The 19,997-nt window shown below is 44.4% G+C and carries 19 protein-coding genes and 1 pseudogene; 15 read left to right on the forward strand and 5 right to left on the reverse strand.

Going from position 1 to position 19,997, the window contains the following annotated elements:
- The first annotated feature begins 58 nt into the window (after positions 1-58).
- From adiA to XBJ1_RS09555, 6 genes and pseudogenes are all read left to right on the forward strand, one after another.
- Positions 59-2,332 (forward strand): arginine decarboxylase, encoded by a 2,274-nt coding sequence (gene adiA, locus XBJ1_RS09530; RefSeq protein WP_012988689.1) that lies wholly within the window; start codon positions 59-61, stop codon positions 2,330-2,332.
- Positions 2,333-2,349: 17 nt separating this feature from the next.
- Positions 2,350-3,678, forward strand: coding sequence for an arginine/agmatine antiporter (gene adiC / locus XBJ1_RS09535; RefSeq protein WP_012988690.1), 1,329 nt, complete (start codon positions 2,350-2,352; stop codon positions 3,676-3,678).
- A gap of 152 nt (positions 3,679-3,830) precedes the next feature.
- A pseudogene (locus tag XBJ1_RS20790) lies at positions 3,831-4,440 on the forward strand (pseudouridine-5'-phosphate glycosidase); the annotation flags it as partial.
- Positions 4,441-4,559: 119 nt separating this feature from the next.
- The gene (locus XBJ1_RS09545; protein WP_012988694.1) at positions 4,560-5,816 is read left to right on the forward strand and encodes a NupC/NupG family nucleoside CNT transporter; all 1,257 of its coding nucleotides are present in this window, start codon (positions 4,560-4,562) and stop codon (positions 5,814-5,816) included.
- A 129-nt stretch (positions 5,817-5,945) separates the two neighbouring features.
- The gene (locus XBJ1_RS09550; protein ID WP_012988695.1) at positions 5,946-6,374 is read left to right on the forward strand and encodes a universal stress protein; all 429 of its coding nucleotides are present in this window, start codon (positions 5,946-5,948) and stop codon (positions 6,372-6,374) included.
- Positions 6,375-6,485: 111 nt separating this feature from the next.
- Positions 6,486-6,923: a universal stress protein gene (locus XBJ1_RS09555; RefSeq protein WP_012988696.1), complete on the forward strand. Its 438-nt coding sequence runs from the start codon at positions 6,486-6,488 to the stop codon at positions 6,921-6,923.
- Between the two features lie 46 nt (positions 6,924-6,969).
- On the opposite strand, the gene XBJ1_RS09560 is transcribed toward XBJ1_RS09555, so the two are convergent.
- Positions 6,970-7,158 carry a hypothetical protein gene (locus XBJ1_RS09560; protein WP_012988697.1) on the reverse strand — a complete coding sequence of 63 codons (189 nt, stop codon included), beginning with the start codon at positions 7,156-7,158 and terminating at the stop codon, positions 6,970-6,972.
- 241 nt (positions 7,159-7,399) lie between these two features.
- On the opposite strand from XBJ1_RS09560, the gene XBJ1_RS09565 reads away from it, so the two are divergent.
- The gene (locus XBJ1_RS09565; RefSeq protein ID WP_012988698.1) at positions 7,400-8,404 is read left to right on the forward strand and encodes an endonuclease; all 1,005 of its coding nucleotides are present in this window, start codon (positions 7,400-7,402) and stop codon (positions 8,402-8,404) included.
- 267 nt (positions 8,405-8,671) lie between these two features.
- Positions 8,672-9,418: a copper homeostasis protein CutC gene (gene cutC / locus XBJ1_RS09570; protein ID WP_012988699.1), complete on the forward strand. Its 747-nt coding sequence runs from the start codon at positions 8,672-8,674 to the stop codon at positions 9,416-9,418.
- Positions 9,419-9,514: 96 nt separating this feature from the next.
- Here the strand turns inward: cutC and cmoB are convergent, their stop codons facing one another.
- The 3 genes from cmoB to XBJ1_RS09585 all read right to left on the reverse strand — a co-directional run bounded on the left by cmoB (position 9,515) and on the right by XBJ1_RS09585 (position 11,837).
- The gene (gene cmoB / locus XBJ1_RS09575; RefSeq protein WP_012988701.1) at positions 9,515-10,486 is read right to left on the reverse strand and encodes a tRNA 5-methoxyuridine(34)/uridine 5-oxyacetic acid(34) synthase CmoB; all 972 of its coding nucleotides are present in this window, start codon (positions 10,484-10,486) and stop codon (positions 9,515-9,517) included.
- Positions 10,483-11,241: a carboxy-S-adenosyl-L-methionine synthase CmoA gene (cmoA, locus tag XBJ1_RS09580; RefSeq protein ID WP_012988702.1), complete on the reverse strand. Its 759-nt coding sequence runs from the start codon at positions 11,239-11,241 to the stop codon at positions 10,483-10,485. The genes cmoB and cmoA overlap by 4 nt, the downstream gene beginning before the upstream one ends.
- A gap of 197 nt (positions 11,242-11,438) precedes the next feature.
- Entirely contained in the window at positions 11,439-11,837 is a 399-nt protein-coding gene (locus tag XBJ1_RS09585) for an MAPEG family protein (RefSeq protein ID WP_012988703.1), read from the reverse strand.
- Between the two features lie 264 nt (positions 11,838-12,101).
- On the opposite strand from XBJ1_RS09585, the gene aspS reads away from it, so the two are divergent.
- From aspS to ompW, 7 genes are all read left to right on the forward strand, one after another.
- On the forward strand, positions 12,102-13,871 hold the full coding sequence (gene aspS / locus XBJ1_RS09590; protein WP_012988704.1) for an aspartate--tRNA ligase: 1,770 nt from the start codon (positions 12,102-12,104) through the stop codon (positions 13,869-13,871).
- On the forward strand, positions 13,871-14,305 hold the full coding sequence (gene nudB / locus XBJ1_RS09595) for a dihydroneopterin triphosphate diphosphatase (protein WP_012988705.1): 435 nt from the start codon (positions 13,871-13,873) through the stop codon (positions 14,303-14,305). Before aspS ends, nudB begins: the two co-directional genes overlap by 1 nt.
- 30 nt (positions 14,306-14,335) lie before the next feature.
- Positions 14,336-15,079 carry a YebC/PmpR family DNA-binding transcriptional regulator gene (locus XBJ1_RS09600; RefSeq protein ID WP_012988706.1) on the forward strand — a complete coding sequence of 248 codons (744 nt, stop codon included), beginning with the start codon at positions 14,336-14,338 and terminating at the stop codon, positions 15,077-15,079.
- A 95-nt stretch (positions 15,080-15,174) separates the two neighbouring features.
- On the forward strand, positions 15,175-15,696 hold the full coding sequence (ruvC, locus tag XBJ1_RS09605; protein WP_012988707.1) for a crossover junction endodeoxyribonuclease RuvC: 522 nt from the start codon (positions 15,175-15,177) through the stop codon (positions 15,694-15,696).
- A gap of 81 nt (positions 15,697-15,777) precedes the next feature.
- A complete protein-coding gene (ruvA, locus tag XBJ1_RS09610; protein WP_012988708.1) occupies positions 15,778-16,395 on the forward strand; it encodes a Holliday junction branch migration protein RuvA in 618 nt (205 codons plus the stop codon).
- A 16-nt stretch (positions 16,396-16,411) separates the two neighbouring features.
- The gene (gene ruvB, locus XBJ1_RS09615; RefSeq protein ID WP_012988709.1) at positions 16,412-17,419 is read left to right on the forward strand and encodes a Holliday junction branch migration DNA helicase RuvB; all 1,008 of its coding nucleotides are present in this window, start codon (positions 16,412-16,414) and stop codon (positions 17,417-17,419) included.
- A gap of 475 nt (positions 17,420-17,894) precedes the next feature.
- On the forward strand, positions 17,895-18,539 hold the full coding sequence (gene ompW, locus XBJ1_RS09620; RefSeq protein ID WP_038198838.1) for an outer membrane protein OmpW: 645 nt from the start codon (positions 17,895-17,897) through the stop codon (positions 18,537-18,539).
- Between the two features lie 263 nt (positions 18,540-18,802).
- Here the strand turns inward: ompW and XBJ1_RS09625 are convergent, their stop codons facing one another.
- Positions 18,803-19,978 (reverse strand): dipeptidase, encoded by a 1,176-nt coding sequence (locus XBJ1_RS09625; protein ID WP_012988713.1) that lies wholly within the window; start codon positions 19,976-19,978, stop codon positions 18,803-18,805.
- Positions 19,979-19,997: the final 19 nt, after the last annotated feature.

Genomic DNA, 19,997 nt, shown 5'->3' on the forward strand with positions numbered 1-19,997 from the left:
CAATTGCCAAGTCGCGCTGAGTTGACTTTGCCAGTTTGAGTAGAGTAAGGAAAACGTCATGAAAGTATTGATAGCAAAGAACGAAGTAGGTACACGATATCACAGTCATTATATTGAGAATGCCGTACACAGGTTGGCGGATAAATTAACCGATCGAAATGTTGAGGTGGTTATTGCCGATTCATTTGATGATAGTTACACGATAATTGCATCCAATGAGTCGTTCGATTGCTTAATGGTCAGTTGCGCATTGATGGATGATGAATTATATCGGGAAATACAGCAATTATTAAATAAATTGTTTGAACGCCAGGAAAATGTACCAGTATTTTTATTAAGTGATCGGGAAAAAACTGTATTTCTGCTAAATCATGAATTGCTGGAACAGTTGACCGAATTTGCATGGATACTTGAAGACTCTGCCGATTTCATTGCAGGCAGAGCAATTGCGGCAATGCGGCGTTACCGTCAACAGTTATTACCGCCTTTAATGGCCGCACTCATGAAATATAGCCAAACCTATGAATATTCTTGGGCAGCGCCAGGGCATCAGGGCGGAGTCGGGTTTAATAAAACCCCTGTCGGTCGCCTTTATCATGATTATTATGGTGAAAATCTCTTTCGTACCGATATGGGAATTGAGCGCGCTTCGTTGGGATCGCTGTTAGATCACTCCGGCGCATTTGGTGAAAGTGAAAAAAATGCGGCCAGAGTCTTTGGCGCGGATCACTCTTATTCTGTTGTGGTAGGAACATCAGGCTCTAACCGCACGATTATGCAAGCCTGTATGACCGAAGACGATGTCGTCATCATTGACCGTAACTGCCATAAATCCATCGAGCAAGGGCTTATCCTGACAGGCGCAAAGCCTGTCTATCTGCTACCGAGCCGTAATCGTTATGGCATCATTGGTCCCATTTATCCGCAGGAAATGCAGACAGAAACACTACAGAAAAAACTGAAACAGAACCCATTGACTCAAGGTATGGCCAGCCGTAAACCCGCCTATAGTGTTGTGACAAACTGCACTTATGATGGGGTCTGTTATAACGCCAGGCATGTGCAGGAATTGCTGGATAAAAGTGTCGATAGGATACATTTTGATGAAGCATGGTACGGCTACGCGCGCTTTAACCCCATTTACCATGATCATTACGCGATGCGCGGTAATCCGAAGGATCATGCGGGGCCGACTGTTTTTGCCACCCACTCATCCCATAAGTTGCTGAATGCCCTATCACAAGCCTCTTTCATTCATGTGCGCGATGGTCGAAATTCCGTTGATTTCTCAAGATTTAACCAAGCTTATATGATGCATGCGACGACTTCACCGCTCTATGCGATTTGCGCCTCAAACGATATCGCGGTTTCCATGATGGATGGCAATAGCGGTTATTCTTTGACGCAAGAAGTGATTGAGGAAGCAGTGGACTTTCGTCAGGCATTGGCGCGCTTGCATCGCGATTTCAACGAAAAGGGCGATTGGTTTTTTAAACCGTGGAATCAGGAAAAAGTCCTCGATCCCGCGACAGGCAAAAAAATTGCGTTTGAAGATGCACCAAGAGATTTACTGACCAAAGAACAAAGTTGCTGGACTATGCGTCCGGGAGACAGTTGGCACGGTTTTGAAGACTTGCCCGATGACTGGAGTATGCTTGATCCAATCAAAGTCAGTATCTTGGCGCCCGGCATGGGAGATAATGGTCAATTGCTGAAGCAGGGCGTGCCAGCGGCGCTGGTGACAGCGTGGTTAAGTCAGCATGGTATCGTACCCACCCGAACTACCGATTTTCAAATTATGTTCTTGTTTTCAATGGGGATTACCAAAGGAAAATGGGGAACACTGCTCAATACCTTACTTTCTTTCAAACATCATTACGACGCTAATACGCCGCTCAACAAAGTTTTGCCTGATCTGGTGAATCAATATCAGGAAGTATATGGCAACTTAGGTTTGCAAGAGTTGGGCGATAAAATGTTCGCTTATTTGCGTCAGAATAATCCGGGCGATAAGTTAAATCACGCTTATTCTGGTCTGCCGGAAATGGCGATGATCCCAAGGGCAGCTTATCAGGCCATTGTGACCAACAACGTCGAAATGGTAGCGATCGACGATCTTCCTCACCGTATCGCCGCCAACTCCATCATTCCATATCCTCCCGGCATTCCGATGCTACTTTCAGGGGAAAACTTCGGAGATAAAACCAGCCCGCAAATGAGTTACTTACATGCCCTGCAAAAATGGGATCACGAATTTCCCGGATTTGAGCATGAAACGGAAGGAACAGAGATTATCAACGGTGTTTATCACGTTATGTGCATAAAAAAATGAGAACGGGAAACTAAATTATGACTACGGTTTCTGAGACGAAAAAAGTCGGATTGATCCCCGTTACGCTGATGGTCGCGGGCAATATCATGGGATCAGGCGTGTTTCTCTTGCCAGCCAGCCTGGCTTCCACCGGAGGTATTGCCATTCTCGGATGGCTGGTCACGATCATCGGTGCCGTGGGGCTGTCTATGGTGTATGCCAAGATTTCTTCACTGGATGATAGCCCTGGGGGCTCTTATGCCTATGCCCGACGTGCTTTTGGGCCATTTTTAGGCTACCAGACCAACGTTCTGTACTGGCTGGCCTGTTGGATTGGTAATATCGCAATGGTGGTGATTGGCGTCGGTTATCTCAGTTACTTTTTCGCCATCCTGAAAGACCCGATAATTCTGACCATGACTTGCATCGCGATACTGTGGGTATTTGTCTTCTTGAATATTATCGGGCCGCATGTCATTACCAGAGTACAGGCTGTTGCTACCACATTGGCACTTATTCCGATAGTGGCGACGGCTGTATTCGGCTGGTTCTGGTTCAGCGGTAAAACGTATATGGATGCGTGGAACGTGAGCGGGCTAAATACCTTTGGTGCTATCCAAAGTATTTTAAACGTGACGTTATGGTCGTTTATTGGGGTTGAAAGTGCCTCGGTTGCCGCAGGTGTGGTCAAAAACCCCAAACGCAACGTGCCTATCGCGACCATCGGGGGCGTACTTATTGCTGCCGTATGCTACATCTTGTCCAGCAGTGTGATTATGGGCATGATTCCGAATGCCGCGCTGAAACTCTCATCTTCGCCTTTTGGTGATGCAGCGAGATTGGCACTGGGTGATACAGCAGGCGCGGTGGTTGTATTTTGTGCGGCGGTAGGATGTTTAGGATCGCTGGGCGGTTGGACGTTGCTCGCTGGACAGACCGCTAAGGCTGCCGCCGATGATGGCCTGTTTCCTGCTATTTTTGGCAAAGTGAACAAGGAGGGAACCCCGGTTGCTGGCCTGCTGATCCTCGGTGTATTGATGACTATCTTCCAATTCAGCAGCATTTCCCCGAATGCGGCGAAAGAGTTTGGGTTGGTCTCTTCCGTTTCAGTCATTTTTACCCTGATACCCTATCTGTATACCTGCGCAGCCCTGCTGTTACTGGGGCATGGGCATTTCAGACAGGAAAAGCTGCGCTACATAGTGATCACCTTTATTGCCTTTGCCTACTGTATTTGGGCTGTGATGGGGACAGGCGCCGAACAAGTTGTATGGACGCTGGTTGTGATGATGATAGTCACGGCTATGTATACTTTTAACTACAACACAAAACATCCTGCTCCTTTCCCATTGGAGAAAAATGATTGACATCAGTTTGCGGTATTACAGGGGGCTGAAATATCAGCCCCTTTTTTAGGTCTATTGTTGGTTGGTTTATCGATTTTTCGACGCAATTATGCATGGAGTTAGTAACTTTTCCGCCTAATTTCACATCAAGATCGATTTGTGATAAAACTCACATTGCGATTATTAATGGACGCATGAAAGCGGGATTATTTCAGGAAAACATTGAGTTTCTGGGGAAAGAACGGCATTTGGTTGCAAAAGTCAGCCGCCGTGATCTGCCGTTTGTCGTGGCAGAGGAAAAACACGGGGCGACAACCGTGGCTTCAACGATGATTATTGCTGAAATGGCGGGCATTGCCGACTGAACATCTGGAAGCACATGGAGTGCCACTTGTGGGATATCAAACCGAAAAATTACCGGCATTTTTCTGCCGTACCAGCCCATTTCCGGTGAGTGTGACGCTTGAAAATCCCCGGCAGATAGCCCAAGCCATGAAAGCAAAATGGAATTCAGGGCTGAGAGGAGGGCTGGTGATCGCCAATCCCATCCCTGAGCCATTCGCTATGTCGGAAGTTCAAATCAATGCCGCCATTGAACAGGCTGTCCGAGAGTCGCAGGAACAGGGAATTCATGGCAAGGAGAGTACCCCATTCCTGCTGACCAGAGTATCGGAATTGACGGGAGGCGAAGGTTTACAGGCAAATATCGAACTGGTTTTCAATAATGCGAAACTGGCAGCGCAAATTACCATTGCTTATCAAGCAATAAATAAGCATCAGTAAATATCATCCGATATATCTTATCCAATGTTACAATAAAATAAATGCCAGCCTGAAAGAGAAACATGGTAATATCCCTTGGGATTTTTTTAGGCTGGCTAAAAAACAATGGGAATATAATGATGGATATTTTACGCAGTTTAATGGGAATAGTAATACTTCTTCTGGTTGGATATTTGTTCTCTGTCAATAAAAAAATAATTAGCTTACGTACGGTGGTCGCTGCATTATTACTTCAAGTAAGCCTTGGTGCAATAATGCTGTATGTTCCCGCCGGTAAATGGTTAATTCATAACATTGCCAATGGCGTTAATGCCGTTATTTATTATAGTTCTGCTGGCAGTTCATTTATCTTCGGGAGTTTAGTCGGGCCGAAAATGAATGAATTATTTGATGGGGCAGGTTTTGTTTTCGCATTTCAGGTGCTGCCCGCTATTATCTTTATTACTTCTTTGATATCTATTCTTTATTATATTGGGATCATGAAATGGGTCATTAATATTTTGGGATATGCTTTTCAGAAAGCGATGCGAATTAGTAAAGTGGAAGCCTTTGCTGCGGTAACTACAATCTTTTTGGGTCAAAATGAATTACCGGCGGTGTTAAAACCTTTTGTCAATAAAATGAACCGCAACGAACTTTTCACTGTGATATGCAGTGGTATGGCTTCTATTGCCGGATCGATGCTGGTTGGCTACGCGGGGTTGGGCGTACCGATAGAATACCTGCTGGCGGCATCTTTGATGGCTATTCCGGGAGGGATTCTGTTTGCTCGTTTGCTCAGTCCTGCCACGGAGCCTTCACAAGTACAGTTTGAACAGATTTCATTCAGTGAGACGCGTCCGGCCAGCATTATCGAAGCGGCTGCCGGAGGTGCCATGCTGGGGTTGAAAATTGCTGTTGGCGTCGCGACGGTGGTGATGGCATTTGTTGCCTTGATCGCGTTGCTCAATGGCGTAATCGGCGGCATTGGCGAGTTATTTGGCCTGACGGGGCTGAGTATGCAGAGCCTGCTGGGTTATCTTTTTTCGCCTTTGGCTTATATCATGGGGGTTAACTGGGAGCATACTGATCTGGCAGGGAGTTTGATTGGACAAAAATTAGCAATCAACGAATTTGTGGCTTATGTGAATTTTTCTCCTTATTTAAAAGATCCTGCGGTTCTTCTGGATACCAAAACTATCGCGGTTATTTCGTTCGCGCTTTGTGGCTTTGCCAATTTTGGTTCGATAGCGGTTGTTGTCGGTGCATTTACAGCGGTAGTACCCGAAAGGGCTTCAGATATTGCAAGGCTGGGTCTGAGGGCACTACTGGCAGCAACACTGTCCAATCTGATGAGTGCAACAATTGCTGGCTTGTTCATTAATTTGGCAGGTTAAATGCCTATCTATTAACCGTTATCGGCGCTAACATGTTGAGGTGTTAGATAACTCACAGTAAGTTATGCTGAACCCCTCTACAATCGGGGAATCAACTAGGCTTGGTATTTGAATAATAGGAGCGTGCATATGTACAGAACTATTTTGGTACCGGTAGATATTTCAGAAGAAGAACTAACGAGTAAGGCTGTTCGCTGTGCGCTTGATATCGCCAGAGAAACAGGTGCTAAGTTACATATTCTACATGTACTCCCTATTTCATCCGCAATTATTAATGCTTATGCATTAGGCTATATGGAAATTAAAGACAAAGCGACCGTCAAGGCCGAAAAGGAATTGTCTATGCTGGTAGATTCCATTGATTTACCGAACGATCGCATTTCCTATTCAATTTCTTTTGGCTCACCACGAGACGAAATTACCTCCACGGCTGATGAGATTGAAGCCGATTTGATCGTCATTGGTTCAAGGCGGCCGAATATTACGACCCATTTGTTAGGTTCTAACTCGGCGGGGATCGTCAGATATGCGAAAACCTCTGTATTAGTTGTGAGATAACATAGGTTATTGGCAATAATGGATTAATGATTGTTACTGTTTTTTATGGCGGCTTGATTACTTAGAAAAGCGTAATGGCCAGTAGTTACATTCGATTGCAGGGGAGTATGTATGTATAAAGCGATTTTAGTTCCAATCGATATTCCAGAAGATCAACTCACTGATAATGCGATTAAGCATGCAGAATTCTTGGCGAAAATCTCCGGTGCAAAAATTCACTTGTTTCACGCCGTTCCGGATATCTCAAGGTTTTCTGTAAATTACAGCTATCACTATGATTTGCTTAGTGCTTTTGCTAAAAAAGCCGTTACAAATTCTGAAGAGGAACTCAAAAAAGTCGTAGAAAAAATCAATTTACCGAAAGATAGAGTATCGTTCTCCGTTGCTTTTGGTTCTCCACGAGAAAAAGTACTCTCCACTGCCCGTGAAATTGGCGCAGATTTGATCATCGTAGGTTCAAGGCGGCCTGATATTTCAACCCATTTACTGGGCTCAAATGCGTCAGGAATTGTTTCCTACGCTAATATATCGGTATTGGTTGTTCGATAACTATCTGGTAACATGCCTAAAACCGTGCAGGGAATTGCACGGTTATTTATGTCTGATCAGTAAATGAATTAAGGGTAATATCTAATTGATTTTTACCAGCAGTGATAACTTGAATCTGTAAGTTATTTTTTGAGCTGTTAGTCGTCATTATCGTCACTTTTTCATTCCCTGAATATTTCCTTACAACCTCCAGCAACTCTTGCTCAGGTTGTTTAATTTTATTGCTAATAGTCATTTATTTGGTTAAATTTAATTATTATTAAGTTGGTTTAATACTACTCAAATAATTAGAATTCAATAGTTTAATAAACCTGATTATTTTATGAATTAAGTAATATTAATATTAACTAAGTCAAATAGTGAATCAGTTTAACAATAAATATCAATATACACTCGACGAATAAAATTTGTCATTTTATTGCTTTGTCAGGCAGGATAGGGCAGATGTTATACACAATAATTAAATAGGTATCATTTTGAATAGTAAAATTAGCCTGTGGGCAAGTTATTTTTTGTTTTTCGGATTAACCATATCTTTTAATGCATGGAGTGCGCCGACCAGCTTTGAGCAAGCGAAAATAGAATCAAGAAAAAATGTCTATAGTGAACAAACCAAATCAGAAATTGGCACATTGTATTGTGGCTGTGATTGGCAATGGGTAGGTAAGAGTGGCGGACGTGTTGATCTGGCTTCTTGTGGCTATCAGGTCAGGTCACAGCAGTCACGTGCGGAACGTATTGAATGGGAACATATGGTGCCTGCATGGGTATTCGGGCATCAGCGGCAGTGCTGGCAGAATGGCGGGAGAAAAAACTGTGTTGAGAATGATCCGTTTTTTCGCGTAATAGAATCGGATATGCACAATCTGGCGCCTTCGATTGGCGAAGTCAATGGTGATCGCAGTAACTTCGCTTACGGAATGGTTCCCAAAAACATGGCAAATATGTATGGGGCATGTAGCAGTAAAGTTGATTTTAAATCACGACTGTTTGAACCGCGCGATAGAGTTAAAGGCGTAGTTGCCAGAGTTTATTTCTATATGCACGACCGTTATAACCTTGCGATGTCTCGTCAACAGCAGCAACTTATGATGGCATGGGATCGTCAATATCCAGTAGATGGGTGGGAACGAGAAAGAGATAATAAAATTGCCCGGATTATGGGGCACCATAACCCATTTGTTACCGGAAGCCAGAAATGGGAACTGGGGCATAAAAATTCAGGCCAGGGGTTGAGCGTACAAAATGGTGTCCAAAAGCAAAATAGCTTTCAAGCGGTTGGCAACCAGGCACCCGTCAGAAACCCGACCGTAAAAACCGCGCAGAGTGAAAAAATTAAAGGCAATAAGAATAGCCAGATTTATCACTTTGCCCACTGTTCTGGTTATAAAACTATAGCGGATAAAAACGCGGTCTATTTTCGAACGGAAGCCGAAGCCAAAAAAGCGGGATATCGTCTGGCGGGTCATTGTAAAAAATAACCAGAAAATGCAGAATTATTAATTTTTCACGATGACTGGGTAATCTTTTATCAAAAAAAAGTTAAAAAATATTTCAGTAAAATTTATTTTTTTACCTTGTCATAACTCAACAACCACCGACTTTAGTCGGTGGTTGTTGAGTTAACTTTTTGTTTTATTTTGATAAAAATAAAGTTATTCCACTGTCATGGTTAATAAGTTCACTAATAAAGTAGTTTTAGGTTAAATGATGACTTGTTGACGAATTCGTATTCGGAGGGCTTTTTAATGATAAAGCTGGAAATTTGCTGTTATAGCATAAGCTGTGCGCTGGTTGCACAAAATGCGGGCGCTGACCGAATCGAATTAAGCGCAAGCCCGTTGGAAGGTGGGTTGACACCTAGTTTTGGGGCATTACAACAGTCGTTACAGCGGTTATCTATTCCTGTGCATCCCATTGTGCGGCCAAGAGGAGGAGACTTCTGTTATAACAACATGGATTTTGAAGTCATGAAAAATGATGTTGCCCGTATCCGTGATATGGGGTTCCCCGGCATTGTTTTCGGCATTTTGAGCGAAAACGGCCATATTGACAGACTCCGTATGCGGCAGTTGATGTCACTGTCGGGAAATATGGCTGTGACTTTTCATCGCGCTTTTGATATGTGTTTTAATCCGCATGTTGCGTTGGAACAACTGACAGAGCTTGGAGTGCAGCGTATTTTAACATCAGGCCAACAGCAGAATGCTGAACTGGGGCTGACTCTGTTAAAAGAGCTGATGCAAGCCAGCTGTGGGCCGATAATTATGCCCGGCGCGGGTGTCAGGGTGAGTAATATCAGTAAGTTTCTGGAAGCCGGAATGACGGAAGTTCATAGCTCGGCGGGTAAAATAGTGCCTTCTACCATGAAGTACCGAAAGGCAGGGGTGGCGATGAGTTCGGACGATCGTGATGTAGATGAATATTCTCATTACAGTGTTGATGGTGAGTTAGTTGAGTCGATGAAGGGAGTGATGAACCTGATTGAGCGGTAAATGTGATATCGCTTGCGTCATAAGGAAAGTGAAATCTTAGAAATTAAGGTGTGAACTGCCATATTGGACAGTTCACTCATTAATATTTGTTCAATATTATGGCTTGCGGGCAATGAGAACAGCACGCAATGGGGCAGGGTAGCCTTCAATTGTTTTATTGTGATCTGATGGGTCAAGGAAATCTACCAGTGATTCGGTCTTCATCCATTCTGTCCGGCGTTGTTCATCAGGTGTTGTAGCCGCATGATCGACAATTCTGACATCGACAAAACCACATTTTTCCAGCCAGACTTTCAGCATCTTGGCCGAGGGAATAAAGTAGACATTCCGCATTTGTGCATAGCGTTCACCCGGAATGAGGCACTGATTTTCATCACCCTCAATCACTAAACTTTCCAGCACTAACTCACCATCAGACACCAGTTGATTTTTCAGTTGCCACAGATGATCAAGAGGTGAACGGCGGTGGTAGAGCACTCCCATTGAAAATACCGTATCAAAGGCTTGTAGTTCGGGTAATTGTTCGATGCCTAATGGCAGAAGATGGGCTCGTTGATCGTTCCCCAGCAACTTTCTGACCGCTTCAAATTGACAGAGAAAAAGTTGAGTTGGATCAATACCCACAACCAATTGAGCGCCTTCGCCAACCATGCGCCACATGTGATAACCACTGCCACAGCCGACATCAAGTACGGTTTTTCCTTCTAAAGGAGAAATATGGGGCAGCACTCGCTCCCATTTCCAATCAGAGCGCCATTCGGTATCAATTTCAACGTCATACAATGAAAAAGGACCTTTTCGCCATGGCATCAATATTTTCAGGATATTGTGGAGGCGAGCTTTTTCACCTTTTGACAGATCCGGCTCATGAGTCGCAATGACACCATTTTTCAGGTCAAGGTGGCTTGGCTTGATCTCAGGCAAATTTTCCAGAATTTTTACCCATGAGCTGAACTGACCGTGCTGTGATGTTTTTTGCCAGTGGCTCAATTGTGCTGGCAGACTATCCAGCCAATGGCTTAGTGGGTGCTTGGCGATCAATTGATAAAAATTACCGAAATCGATCATTGTTCAGTTCCTTTTATTGCCAGTAATGAACCGAAATTGAAACACTGGAACCAGACTTCTACATGCTGGAAACCGACTTCTTTAAGGCGTGACTTATGGGTGTCAACAGAATCTGTCCGCATGACATTTTCCAGCATACTGCGCTTTTGGCTGACCTCCAGCTCACTATAACCATTGGCTCGCTTGAAATCATGGTGCATATTGAATAGTAACTCGCCAATTTTCTGGTCTTCAAAATTGAATTTTTCAGACAGAACCAGAACCCCGCCGGGTTTTAATCCTGCGTAAATTTTTCTCAATATTTTCTGGCGATCATCAGGGGGCAGGAATTGTAATGTGAAATTCAAAACTACCATCGAAGCATTTTGAATGTCTGTATCAAGAATATTCTGTTCGATCACCTCAACGGGTGTACTGGCTTTGAAAGAATCAATATGGCGGCGACAGCGTTCAATCATAGCTGGTGAATTATCGATAGCGATAATCCGGCAATCATCAGTATTGATACTGCGGCGGATGGACAAAGTTGCTGCCCCAAGGGAGCAACCGAGATCATAAATTTGGCTACCTGGCGTCACGAAACGACCGGCCAGCATACCGATCATGGAGATGATATTGGAATAACCGGGTATGGAACGTTTCACCATATCAGGAAAGACTTCGGCAACACGTTCGTCGAAGCTCCAGTCACCTAAATTGGCGATTGGGGCAGAGAACAAACTGTCCCGTTGATTATGAGGATCTTGATTTGACATAACAACATTAGTTTTGGAAACAATTAAGAAGTGGGCATTCTAACAGAATGCGGGAAGGGGCAGAAAGGGATAATCAGCAGAAACCTCAGGCGGCTGGAATACCGCCCTTGGTAATGATGGGCTTTCTTATGCATGGGTGTCATGATGTACATTAAGGTTTGCATTTATGCATGTAATTTATACATATCGAGTGTAAATTACGCATAGAAAGAAAATATTTGTTCCCAAGGTAAGTAGTAAATGTTGGTGATAATCATTATTATCATTGATATATACGTTGCACCCATTCCCATACGGCGCCAGCGGATTTCGCGATGACGTAGGCCAAAGTAGTGCAGTATCCTACCCGAAAGCAACAATAGGCCACAAATATGTAGCATCCATACGGCGGCTCCATTCATCTCCATCATCAACAGCAATAGCATTGAAATAGGAATATATTCAACAGCATTGCCATGCACGCGAATGGCTGTCTGCAATTCGTAAAAACCGCCATCGCCATAGGCGACTCGATATTGTGTTCTTAACTTGACGACATCCAGAGACAGCTTAATCAATAATAGTGCGCCCAAAACGATATAAAGCGAGCTAACCATTTTTAACTCCATTGCCTAACCCAAAACGGCCGAATGATGATAAACCTCAAAAAGAAAACTGTCGCTATAAATCATAGTATTTAATAATAAATAGTATGAATATTATCAGTTAGCAAAAAATTGTCTTGCCAGGAACTGTGTTATGCCCTTATCTCTGGTCAGAATTTTCAGTATAATGCCTGCCTTTTTTGACAATTCTTCCTAAAGAACAATGCCAAAATTTCCGCAGCAGAATGCATAACGAGCTGAGTAAAAGGATATTGTATGCGTACTAATTATTGTGGGCAGTTGAGCCTGGCCCATGAAGGCCAAAAAGTAACTCTTTGTGGTTGGGTAAACCGTCGTCGTGATTTGGGCGGCCTGATCTTCATTGATATGCGTGATCGCGAAGGTATCGTTCAGGTATTTTTTGACCCAGACCAAAAAGAAGCATTTGCTCAGGCTTCTGAACTGCGTAATGAATTTTGTATTCAAATTACGGGGATAGTCCGAGCCCGTCCTGACAGCCAGATCAATAAAGAAATGGCCACTGGAGAAGTTGAAGTTTTCGCAGATAGCCTGATGGTTTTCAATCGTTCAGAGCCATTGCCACTGGATAGCAATCAGAACAACAGTGAAGAACAGCGCTTGAAATACCGCTATCTTGACTTGCGTCGCCCAGAGATGTCACTGCGCTTGAAGACTCGCGCAAAAGTCACCAATTTTGTTCGTCGTTTTATGGATAATGCGGGCTTCCTTGATGTGGAAACCCCGATGTTGACCAAGGCCACGCCAGAAGGTGCGCGTGACTATCTGGTTCCAAGCCGTGTCCATAAAGGCAAGTTTTATGCGTTGCCTCAATCACCACAACTTTTCAAACAATTGCTGATGATGTCCGGTTTTGACCGTTATTATCAAATTGTGAAATGTTTCCGTGATGAAGATTTGCGGGCAGATCGCCAGCCAGAATTCACTCAAATCGATGTTGAAACCTCGTTTATGACTGCGGAACAAGTTCGAGAAATCATGGAAAACATGATCCGTGAATTGTGGCTTGACGCACGCAATGTCGATTTGGGTAAATTCCCCATAATGACATTTGCAGAAGCGATGCGCCGCTTTGGTTCAGATAAACCAGATCTGCGTAACCCGCTGGAACTGGTGGATGTTGCTGATTTAGTAAAAAACGTGGAATTTGCTGTTTTTGCTGAACCTGCTAACGATCCAAAAGGCCGTGTAGCTACCATTTGTGTACCGGGCGGTGCTGAACTGAGCCGTAAGCAAATTGATGAATATGGCAAATTCGTCGGTATTTATGGCGCGAAAGGGCTGGCATGGATGAAAGTTAACAATCGTGCTGCCGGTCTGGAAGGAGTGCAAAGTCCAGTTGCTAAATTCCTGTCAGCAGAAGTGGTGGAAGGTTTGTTGTCCCGTACCAATGCACAGGATGGCGATATCCTGTTCTTCGGTGCTGACAAGAAAAATGTTGTTACCGATGCAATGGGAGCGCTGCGCCTGAAGCTGGGACGTGATCTGAACATCACTGATCTGGCGAGCTGGAAACCGCTTTGGGTGATTGACTTCCCAATGTTTGAAGACAATGGTGAGGGTGGTCTGCATGCAATGCATCATCCATTTACCTCTCCATGTGATATGTCGGCGACAGAATTGGAACATGACCCGGAATCTGCCATTGCGAATGCTTATGATATGGTTATCAATGGCTATGAAGTGGGCGGGGGGTCTGTTCGTATTCATCGCAATGAGATGCAGCAGGTAGTATTCCGCATTCTGGGTATCACTGAGGAAGAACAGCAGGAAAAATTTGGTTTCCTGCTGAATGCCCTGAAATACGGAACTCCTCCTCATGCGGGTTTGGCTTTCGGCTTGGATCGCCTCGTCATGTTGCTGACCGATACTGATAATATCCGTGATGTGATTGCATTTCCGAAAACAACGGCGGCGGCATGTTTGATGACTGAAGCTCCCAGTTACGCAAATCCTGCATCATTGGAAGAATTGGCAATCTCAGTCGTTAAAAAAGAGAGCGAATAATGGATTACAAGCGCCCTGAGTCTGTATTGGTTGTGATTTATGCGGCTACCAGCAAAAGGGTGCTGATGTTACAGCGGCGGGACGATCCTGAATTCTGGCAATCCGTAACCGGTAGCCTTGAAGGGAACGAAAAACCGTGGGAGGCGGCGTTACGTGAAGTACAGGAAGAAATTGGCATTGATATTATTAATGCGGGTTTTGAACTGACAGATTGTCAACGCTGTCTTTATTATGAGATTTTTTCACATTTACGTTATCGATATGCTCCGGGTGTAACGCGCAATAAAGAACATTGGTTTTTGCTGGTGTTACCTGAGGAGCGTGAGATCCTGCTGACAGAACATTTGGCTTATCAATGGCTGGCGGTCGAAGAGGCTGCCAGATTAACTAAGTCATGGAGTAACCGGCAGGCAATTGAAGAGTTTGTTATTTAATCTATTAGACGTTTTATCGGAGATATTTTCATGGCAGGTCATAGTAAATGGGCCAATACGAAACACCGCAAAGCAGCGCAAGATTCAAAACGCGGTAAGATTTTTACTAAAATTATCCGTGAATTAGTAACAGCTGCACGTCTTGGCGGAGGCGATCCGGCTTCTAACCCACGTCTGCGTGCAGCCGTCGATAAAGCGCTGTCCAACAACATGACTCGTGATACGCTGAATCGTGCCATTGCTCGTGGTGTTGGCAATGATGACGCAGATAACATGGAAACCATCATTTATGAAGGTTACGGTCCGGGGGGTACAGCAGTTATGGTTGAATGTTTGAGCGATAACCGCAACCGTACCGTTTCTGATGTACGTCATGCTTTCACCAAAACTGGCGGTAACTTGGGTACAGACGGCTCTGTTTCTTACCTGTTTACCAAAAAAGGTGTAATTTCCTATGCACCGGGTCTGGATGAAGATGCGGTAATGGAAGCTGCTTTGGAAGCGGGTGCAGATGATGTCGAAACTTATGATGATGGTGCAATTGACGTTTATACCACACCAGAATCTTTTGGCGATGTTAAAGATGCACTGGATGCAGCAGGTTTCAAGGCAGAATCTGCGGAAGTTTCTATGATCCCGTCCACCAACGCGGAATTGGATGCAGAAACAGCACCTAAATTACTTCGTCTGATTGATATGCTCGAAGATTCTGACGACGTTCAAGAGGTTTACCACAATGGTGAAATCTCTGATGAAATTGCAGCGCAGCTGTAATTACCATCAGGGTTCACAGCGTAGAGAAAGTGTTCCTTATCTCAGGGCACTTTCTCTAACGTTTTTATCCCATATCACAGGTGGAATAAATCGATATGGCGATTATTCTTGGTATTGACCCCGGCTCTAGAGTTACGGGGTATGGTGTGATTCGCCAGCAGGGACGGCAACTTATCTATATTGGTAGCGGTTGTATTCGAACAAAAGTAGATGATTTACCCAATCGTTTGCAGAGGATCTATGCCGGTATTACCGAAATTATTATCCAATTCCGACCAGATGTTTTTGCGATAGAACAGATTTTCATGGCGAAAAATGCGGATTCAGCCTTGAAACTGGGGCAAGCTCGTGGTGTGGCGATTGTGGCTGCGGCCAATGAATCCATTCCTGTATTTGAATATGCAGCCCGTCAAGTCAAGCAGACCGTTGTTGGTACTGGGGCGGCAGAAAAAAGTCAGGTTCAGCATATGGTTCGCTCTATGCTTAAATTGTCTGCTAACCCGCAGGCTGATGCCGCAGATGCTCTGGCTATTGCGATTACTCATTGCCATTTGAACCAAAATTTATTGCGTGTGGGTGATGTGCGGTTAAATTTAACGCGAGGGCGTTTGAAATAAACTATGCTGGATATACGTCCAGCTTTTTTTATGCTATAAGCTGCAGCGGAATGATTTATTTTTATTTTCAGGGGGTAAACAGTGATAGGGCGTTTGAGAGGAACCGTGTTGGAAAAGCAGCCACCATTAGTTTTATTAGAAACCAATGGTGTCGGTTATGAAGTTCATATGCCAATGACCTGTTTTTATGAACTGCCTGAAATCGGCCAAGAGGCTACTTTATTCACTCAATTTATTGTGCGTGAAGATGCTCAGTTATTATACGGTTTTAATGATAAACAAGAGCGCGCACTTTTTCGTGAACTGATTAAAGTTAATGGCGTAGGGCCGAAGCTGGCACTGGCGATCCTGTCAGGGATGTCTGCTCAGCAATTTGTGACTGCGATTGAACAGGAAGCCATTACCTCATTGGTCAAGTTGCCGGGAGTCGGCAAAAAAACGGCCGAAAGGCTGGTTGTGGAAATGAAAGATCGCTTTAAAGGCCTTAACGGTGATCTGTTCAACCAAAGCAACGATATTAATTTACCTGCGGTGGCTAAACAAGCCAACTCTAATACGGATATTGAAGCAGAAGCCGCTTCCGCATTGGTTTCACTGGGATATAAACTGCAGGAAGCCAGCCGGATGGTAAGTAAGGTGGCTAAACCGGGCGCAGATTGTGAAACGCTTATTCGAGAAGCGCTGCGTGCGGCTCTGTAGTTACAGGAGTTAAATGATGATTGAAGCTGACCGTCTGATTTCAGCAGAAGTTCTGCAAGATGATGAAGTCATTGATCGCGCTATCAGGCCAAAACTACTGTCTGAATATGTTGGGCAACCTCACGTTTGTGAACAGATGGAAATTTTTATTCAAGCTGCCCGGCAACGAGGAGATGCACTGGATCATTTGCTGATTTTTGGCCCTCCAGGATTGGGTAAAACCACGTTGGCTAATATCGTAGCGAATGAAATGGGCGTCAATCTCCGCACAACATCAGGGCCTGTTCTGGAAAAGGCAGGTGATCTTGCCGCCATGCTAACCAATCTTGAACCCCATGATGTTCTGTTCATTGATGAAATCCATCGCTTGTCTCCGGTTGTGGAAGAGATCCTTTATCCTGCAATGGAAGATTACCAACTGGATCTTATGATTGGTGAAGGCCCAGCCGCTCGTTCAATAAAAATTGATCTGCCTCCATTTACGTTAGTTGGTGCAACGACTCGTGCGGGGTCTTTAACCTCCCCATTACGCGACCGATTTGGCATCGTACAGCGCCTTGAATTTTATAACGTAGATGATTTACAGAGCATAGTTTCCCGTAGTGCTCGCTATATGGGGTTGGGCATTTCAGAAGAGGGAGCAAGGCAAATAGCCATGCGTTCCCGTGGTACACCTCGTATTACCAATCGTCTGCTGCGTCGTGTGAGAGATTTCTCTCAGGTAAAAGGGGATGGCTCTATTAACGGCGACATTGCAGTCCAAGCTCTCGATATGCTGAGTGTCGACTCGGCAGGTTTTGATTATCTTGACCGTAAGCTATTAATTGCGATTATTGATAAATTTATGGGTGGCCCTGTGGGGGTGGATAACTTGGCAGCCGCGATTGGTGAAGAGCGGGAAACCATTGAAGATGTTCTGGAACCATTTCTGATCCAGCAAGGTTTTATCCAGCGGACTCCTCGGGGAAGGATTGCTACCAATCATGCTTATCGGCATTTTGGACTGAGTAAAGAAGCGGAGTAGAAATATTTCAATACTAGCTCGGGTTGGTTGCTAAAAGCTGGAATGTGTGCGCCATTCGTCGCGGTAACAGTGCTGAAATCAGCCTAAAAGCCAGCATACGACGAAAAACGAATATGGCTAATATGAGCAGTGAGTATTTGGACAAGGTATTAATTGCAGGCTTTCAGGTGTTGAGTGAGAAATAAACACTCATGCTCTTGCCCTGGTTAAAGCCGCCTTCTTATTAGAAGGCGGCTTTTTATTATTATTGTTGGTCAAAAAATCATATAAAGATATAACATGGAATAGTCATAAAATTAATATCCAATTAATTTTGATTTAGATCAACTTTAAATATTTAGTAGATGAAATAATAAATTCATTAATACCTTGTTTTGACAAAAAATCTTTAAAAGATGTGATCTGTCTTGGATCACAAAGATAGACAAACAGGTATATTTTTGGCTGATTTAAAACCATATAAATGGGATGGATAATGAAAAAGATTTCTGCGCTTGTATTGGCTGCTGCTACATTAGCTCCGTCATTGACCTTTGCTCATGAAGCAGGTGACTTCCTGTTCCGCGCAGGTACAGCAACGGTAAGACCGAATGCTGGATCTGATGATGTGTTAGGTCAGGGATCTTTCGGTGTAAATAATAATACGCAGCTGGGTTTGACTTTTGGTTATATGATCACCGATAACATTGGCGTTGAATTATTAGCCGCTACACCTTTCCAGCATCGTGTTAATTTACCGAAAGCCGGTGATGTGGCTAAAGTTAAGCATTTACCCCCAACTTTGATGGCACAATATTATTTTGGCGCCAAAGAAAATAACTTACGTCCTTATGTGGGGGTTGGTGTGAATTACACTACATTCTTTAGCGAAAAATTTAATGACAATAATGCAACCGTTGAAGCAGCAAAACTAAATAGTCTGGATCTGAAAGATTCTTGGGGTATTGCTGGTCAGGTTGGTTTAGATTATCAGTTGGATAAAAACTGGATACTGAATACCTCATTGTGGTGGGTGAATATCGAAACTGACGTGAGATTCAAAGCTGGTGATGCAGAACAAAAATATAAAACTCGCCTTGATCCATGGGTATTTATGTTTGGTGTCGGTTATAAATTCTAACAGATTGATATATAATACTTTGTTAGATGGTAATAGAGTAAGTAAGTTCCGTATGTGTTTGACATAAGAGAGAAGCAATGGAGCCTAATCTGGAGTTGTGCGGCGGAATCCCAGATTTTTCCGTCACTTTAGCTTAAAGTGTTATTTCGTTCCCTACCGGAAACGACTCTTCCTAGGTGAAAGCCTTGTTGTATCTTCGATCCGCAATGGCGATATCGCCATTGCGGATCGAAGCAAGTAGACTTTCTCACTTGATTGTCTCGCTATGGAAGGTTTTCCAATAGAAAACGGATTTGATTCTCACCCATCAGTTTAGCAATCCTCTCTGGATGTGCGCCATTTTTCAGTAAAGCGTCAGTAATACTAACGAGGCCAGTAGCGTCGAAGGGCATCTCAACCGCACCGTCAAAGTCAGATCCAAGGGCTACATGATCATCGCCGGCGATATTAGCCGCATAAATCTGCGCCTTAGCGATACCGGTGGGAGTAGGATCGCACACTGCTTTGTCCCAAAAACCGATACCGATCAGTCCACCCATTGCAGCAATCCGCCTGAGTTGGTCATCGGACAGATTACGAATGTTGTCACAAGTACCTTTGACGCCAGTATGAGAAACGACCACGGGTCGCGTCGCGATTACCAGTATGTCATCAATGGTTTTGGTCGAGGCGTGAGCCAAATCAATGATCATACTCTTTGCCTCCATTCGCCGCACCATATCGGCACCGGCAGCAGTTAGCCCACCTTTTTCAATACCATGGGCAGATCCGCCGAACTCTGTATCGAAGAAATGAGTAGGTGCCATCATCCGGTAGCCGGCTTCGAAAAGCACATCCACATTGGTTGGGTCGCCCTCGAGAACCTGTGCGCCTTCTGAGGCGAGCAGCACACCCACAATCTTTGGGTCACTCCTGCGTCTTTCAAGGAAGGCCTTCAAATCAGCACGGCTTTTGATCACCACCAGTTTCCCATTTGAACGAGCGGCAGCCTCATGCAGGCGTGCTGCTTGATAGAGTGCCCGTTCTTTTAAACTGAACAGAGTTCGCCAAGGCCAACATTGTGCCAGAGCAAGCAAAGTCACATCGTCAGTTTCGGCGCTATTCTTCTCGATATTCAACCCACGTGGTGACTTAGAAACAACAGCAAAGACCTGCACAGCCACATTGCCGTCTATCAAACGCGGTATGTCGACTTGCCCACGCGTCGATCGATCCAAAAGGTCCCTGCCCCAGAGCAGCGTATCGGCATGCAAGTCGGCGATCAGCAGACGCTTGTGCAAGTCAACCGCGGTTTGTGTTGCTACATCAGTAACCCCGATCACACGATTCATCCGTGTTTCAACGAGCCTTGGCAGGACGAAAAAGAAAATCAGGGCACAAACACCAATAATTATCCCTACTCCCGTACTCGTCAGAATGATTTTTTCGCGTCGTGTCATATCCTATCTCTCGACTTAT

Origin of the sequence: Xenorhabdus bovienii SS-2004 (assembly GCF_000027225.1) — a bacterium.
Taxonomy (GTDB): domain Bacteria; phylum Pseudomonadota; class Gammaproteobacteria; order Enterobacterales; family Enterobacteriaceae; genus Xenorhabdus; species Xenorhabdus bovienii_C.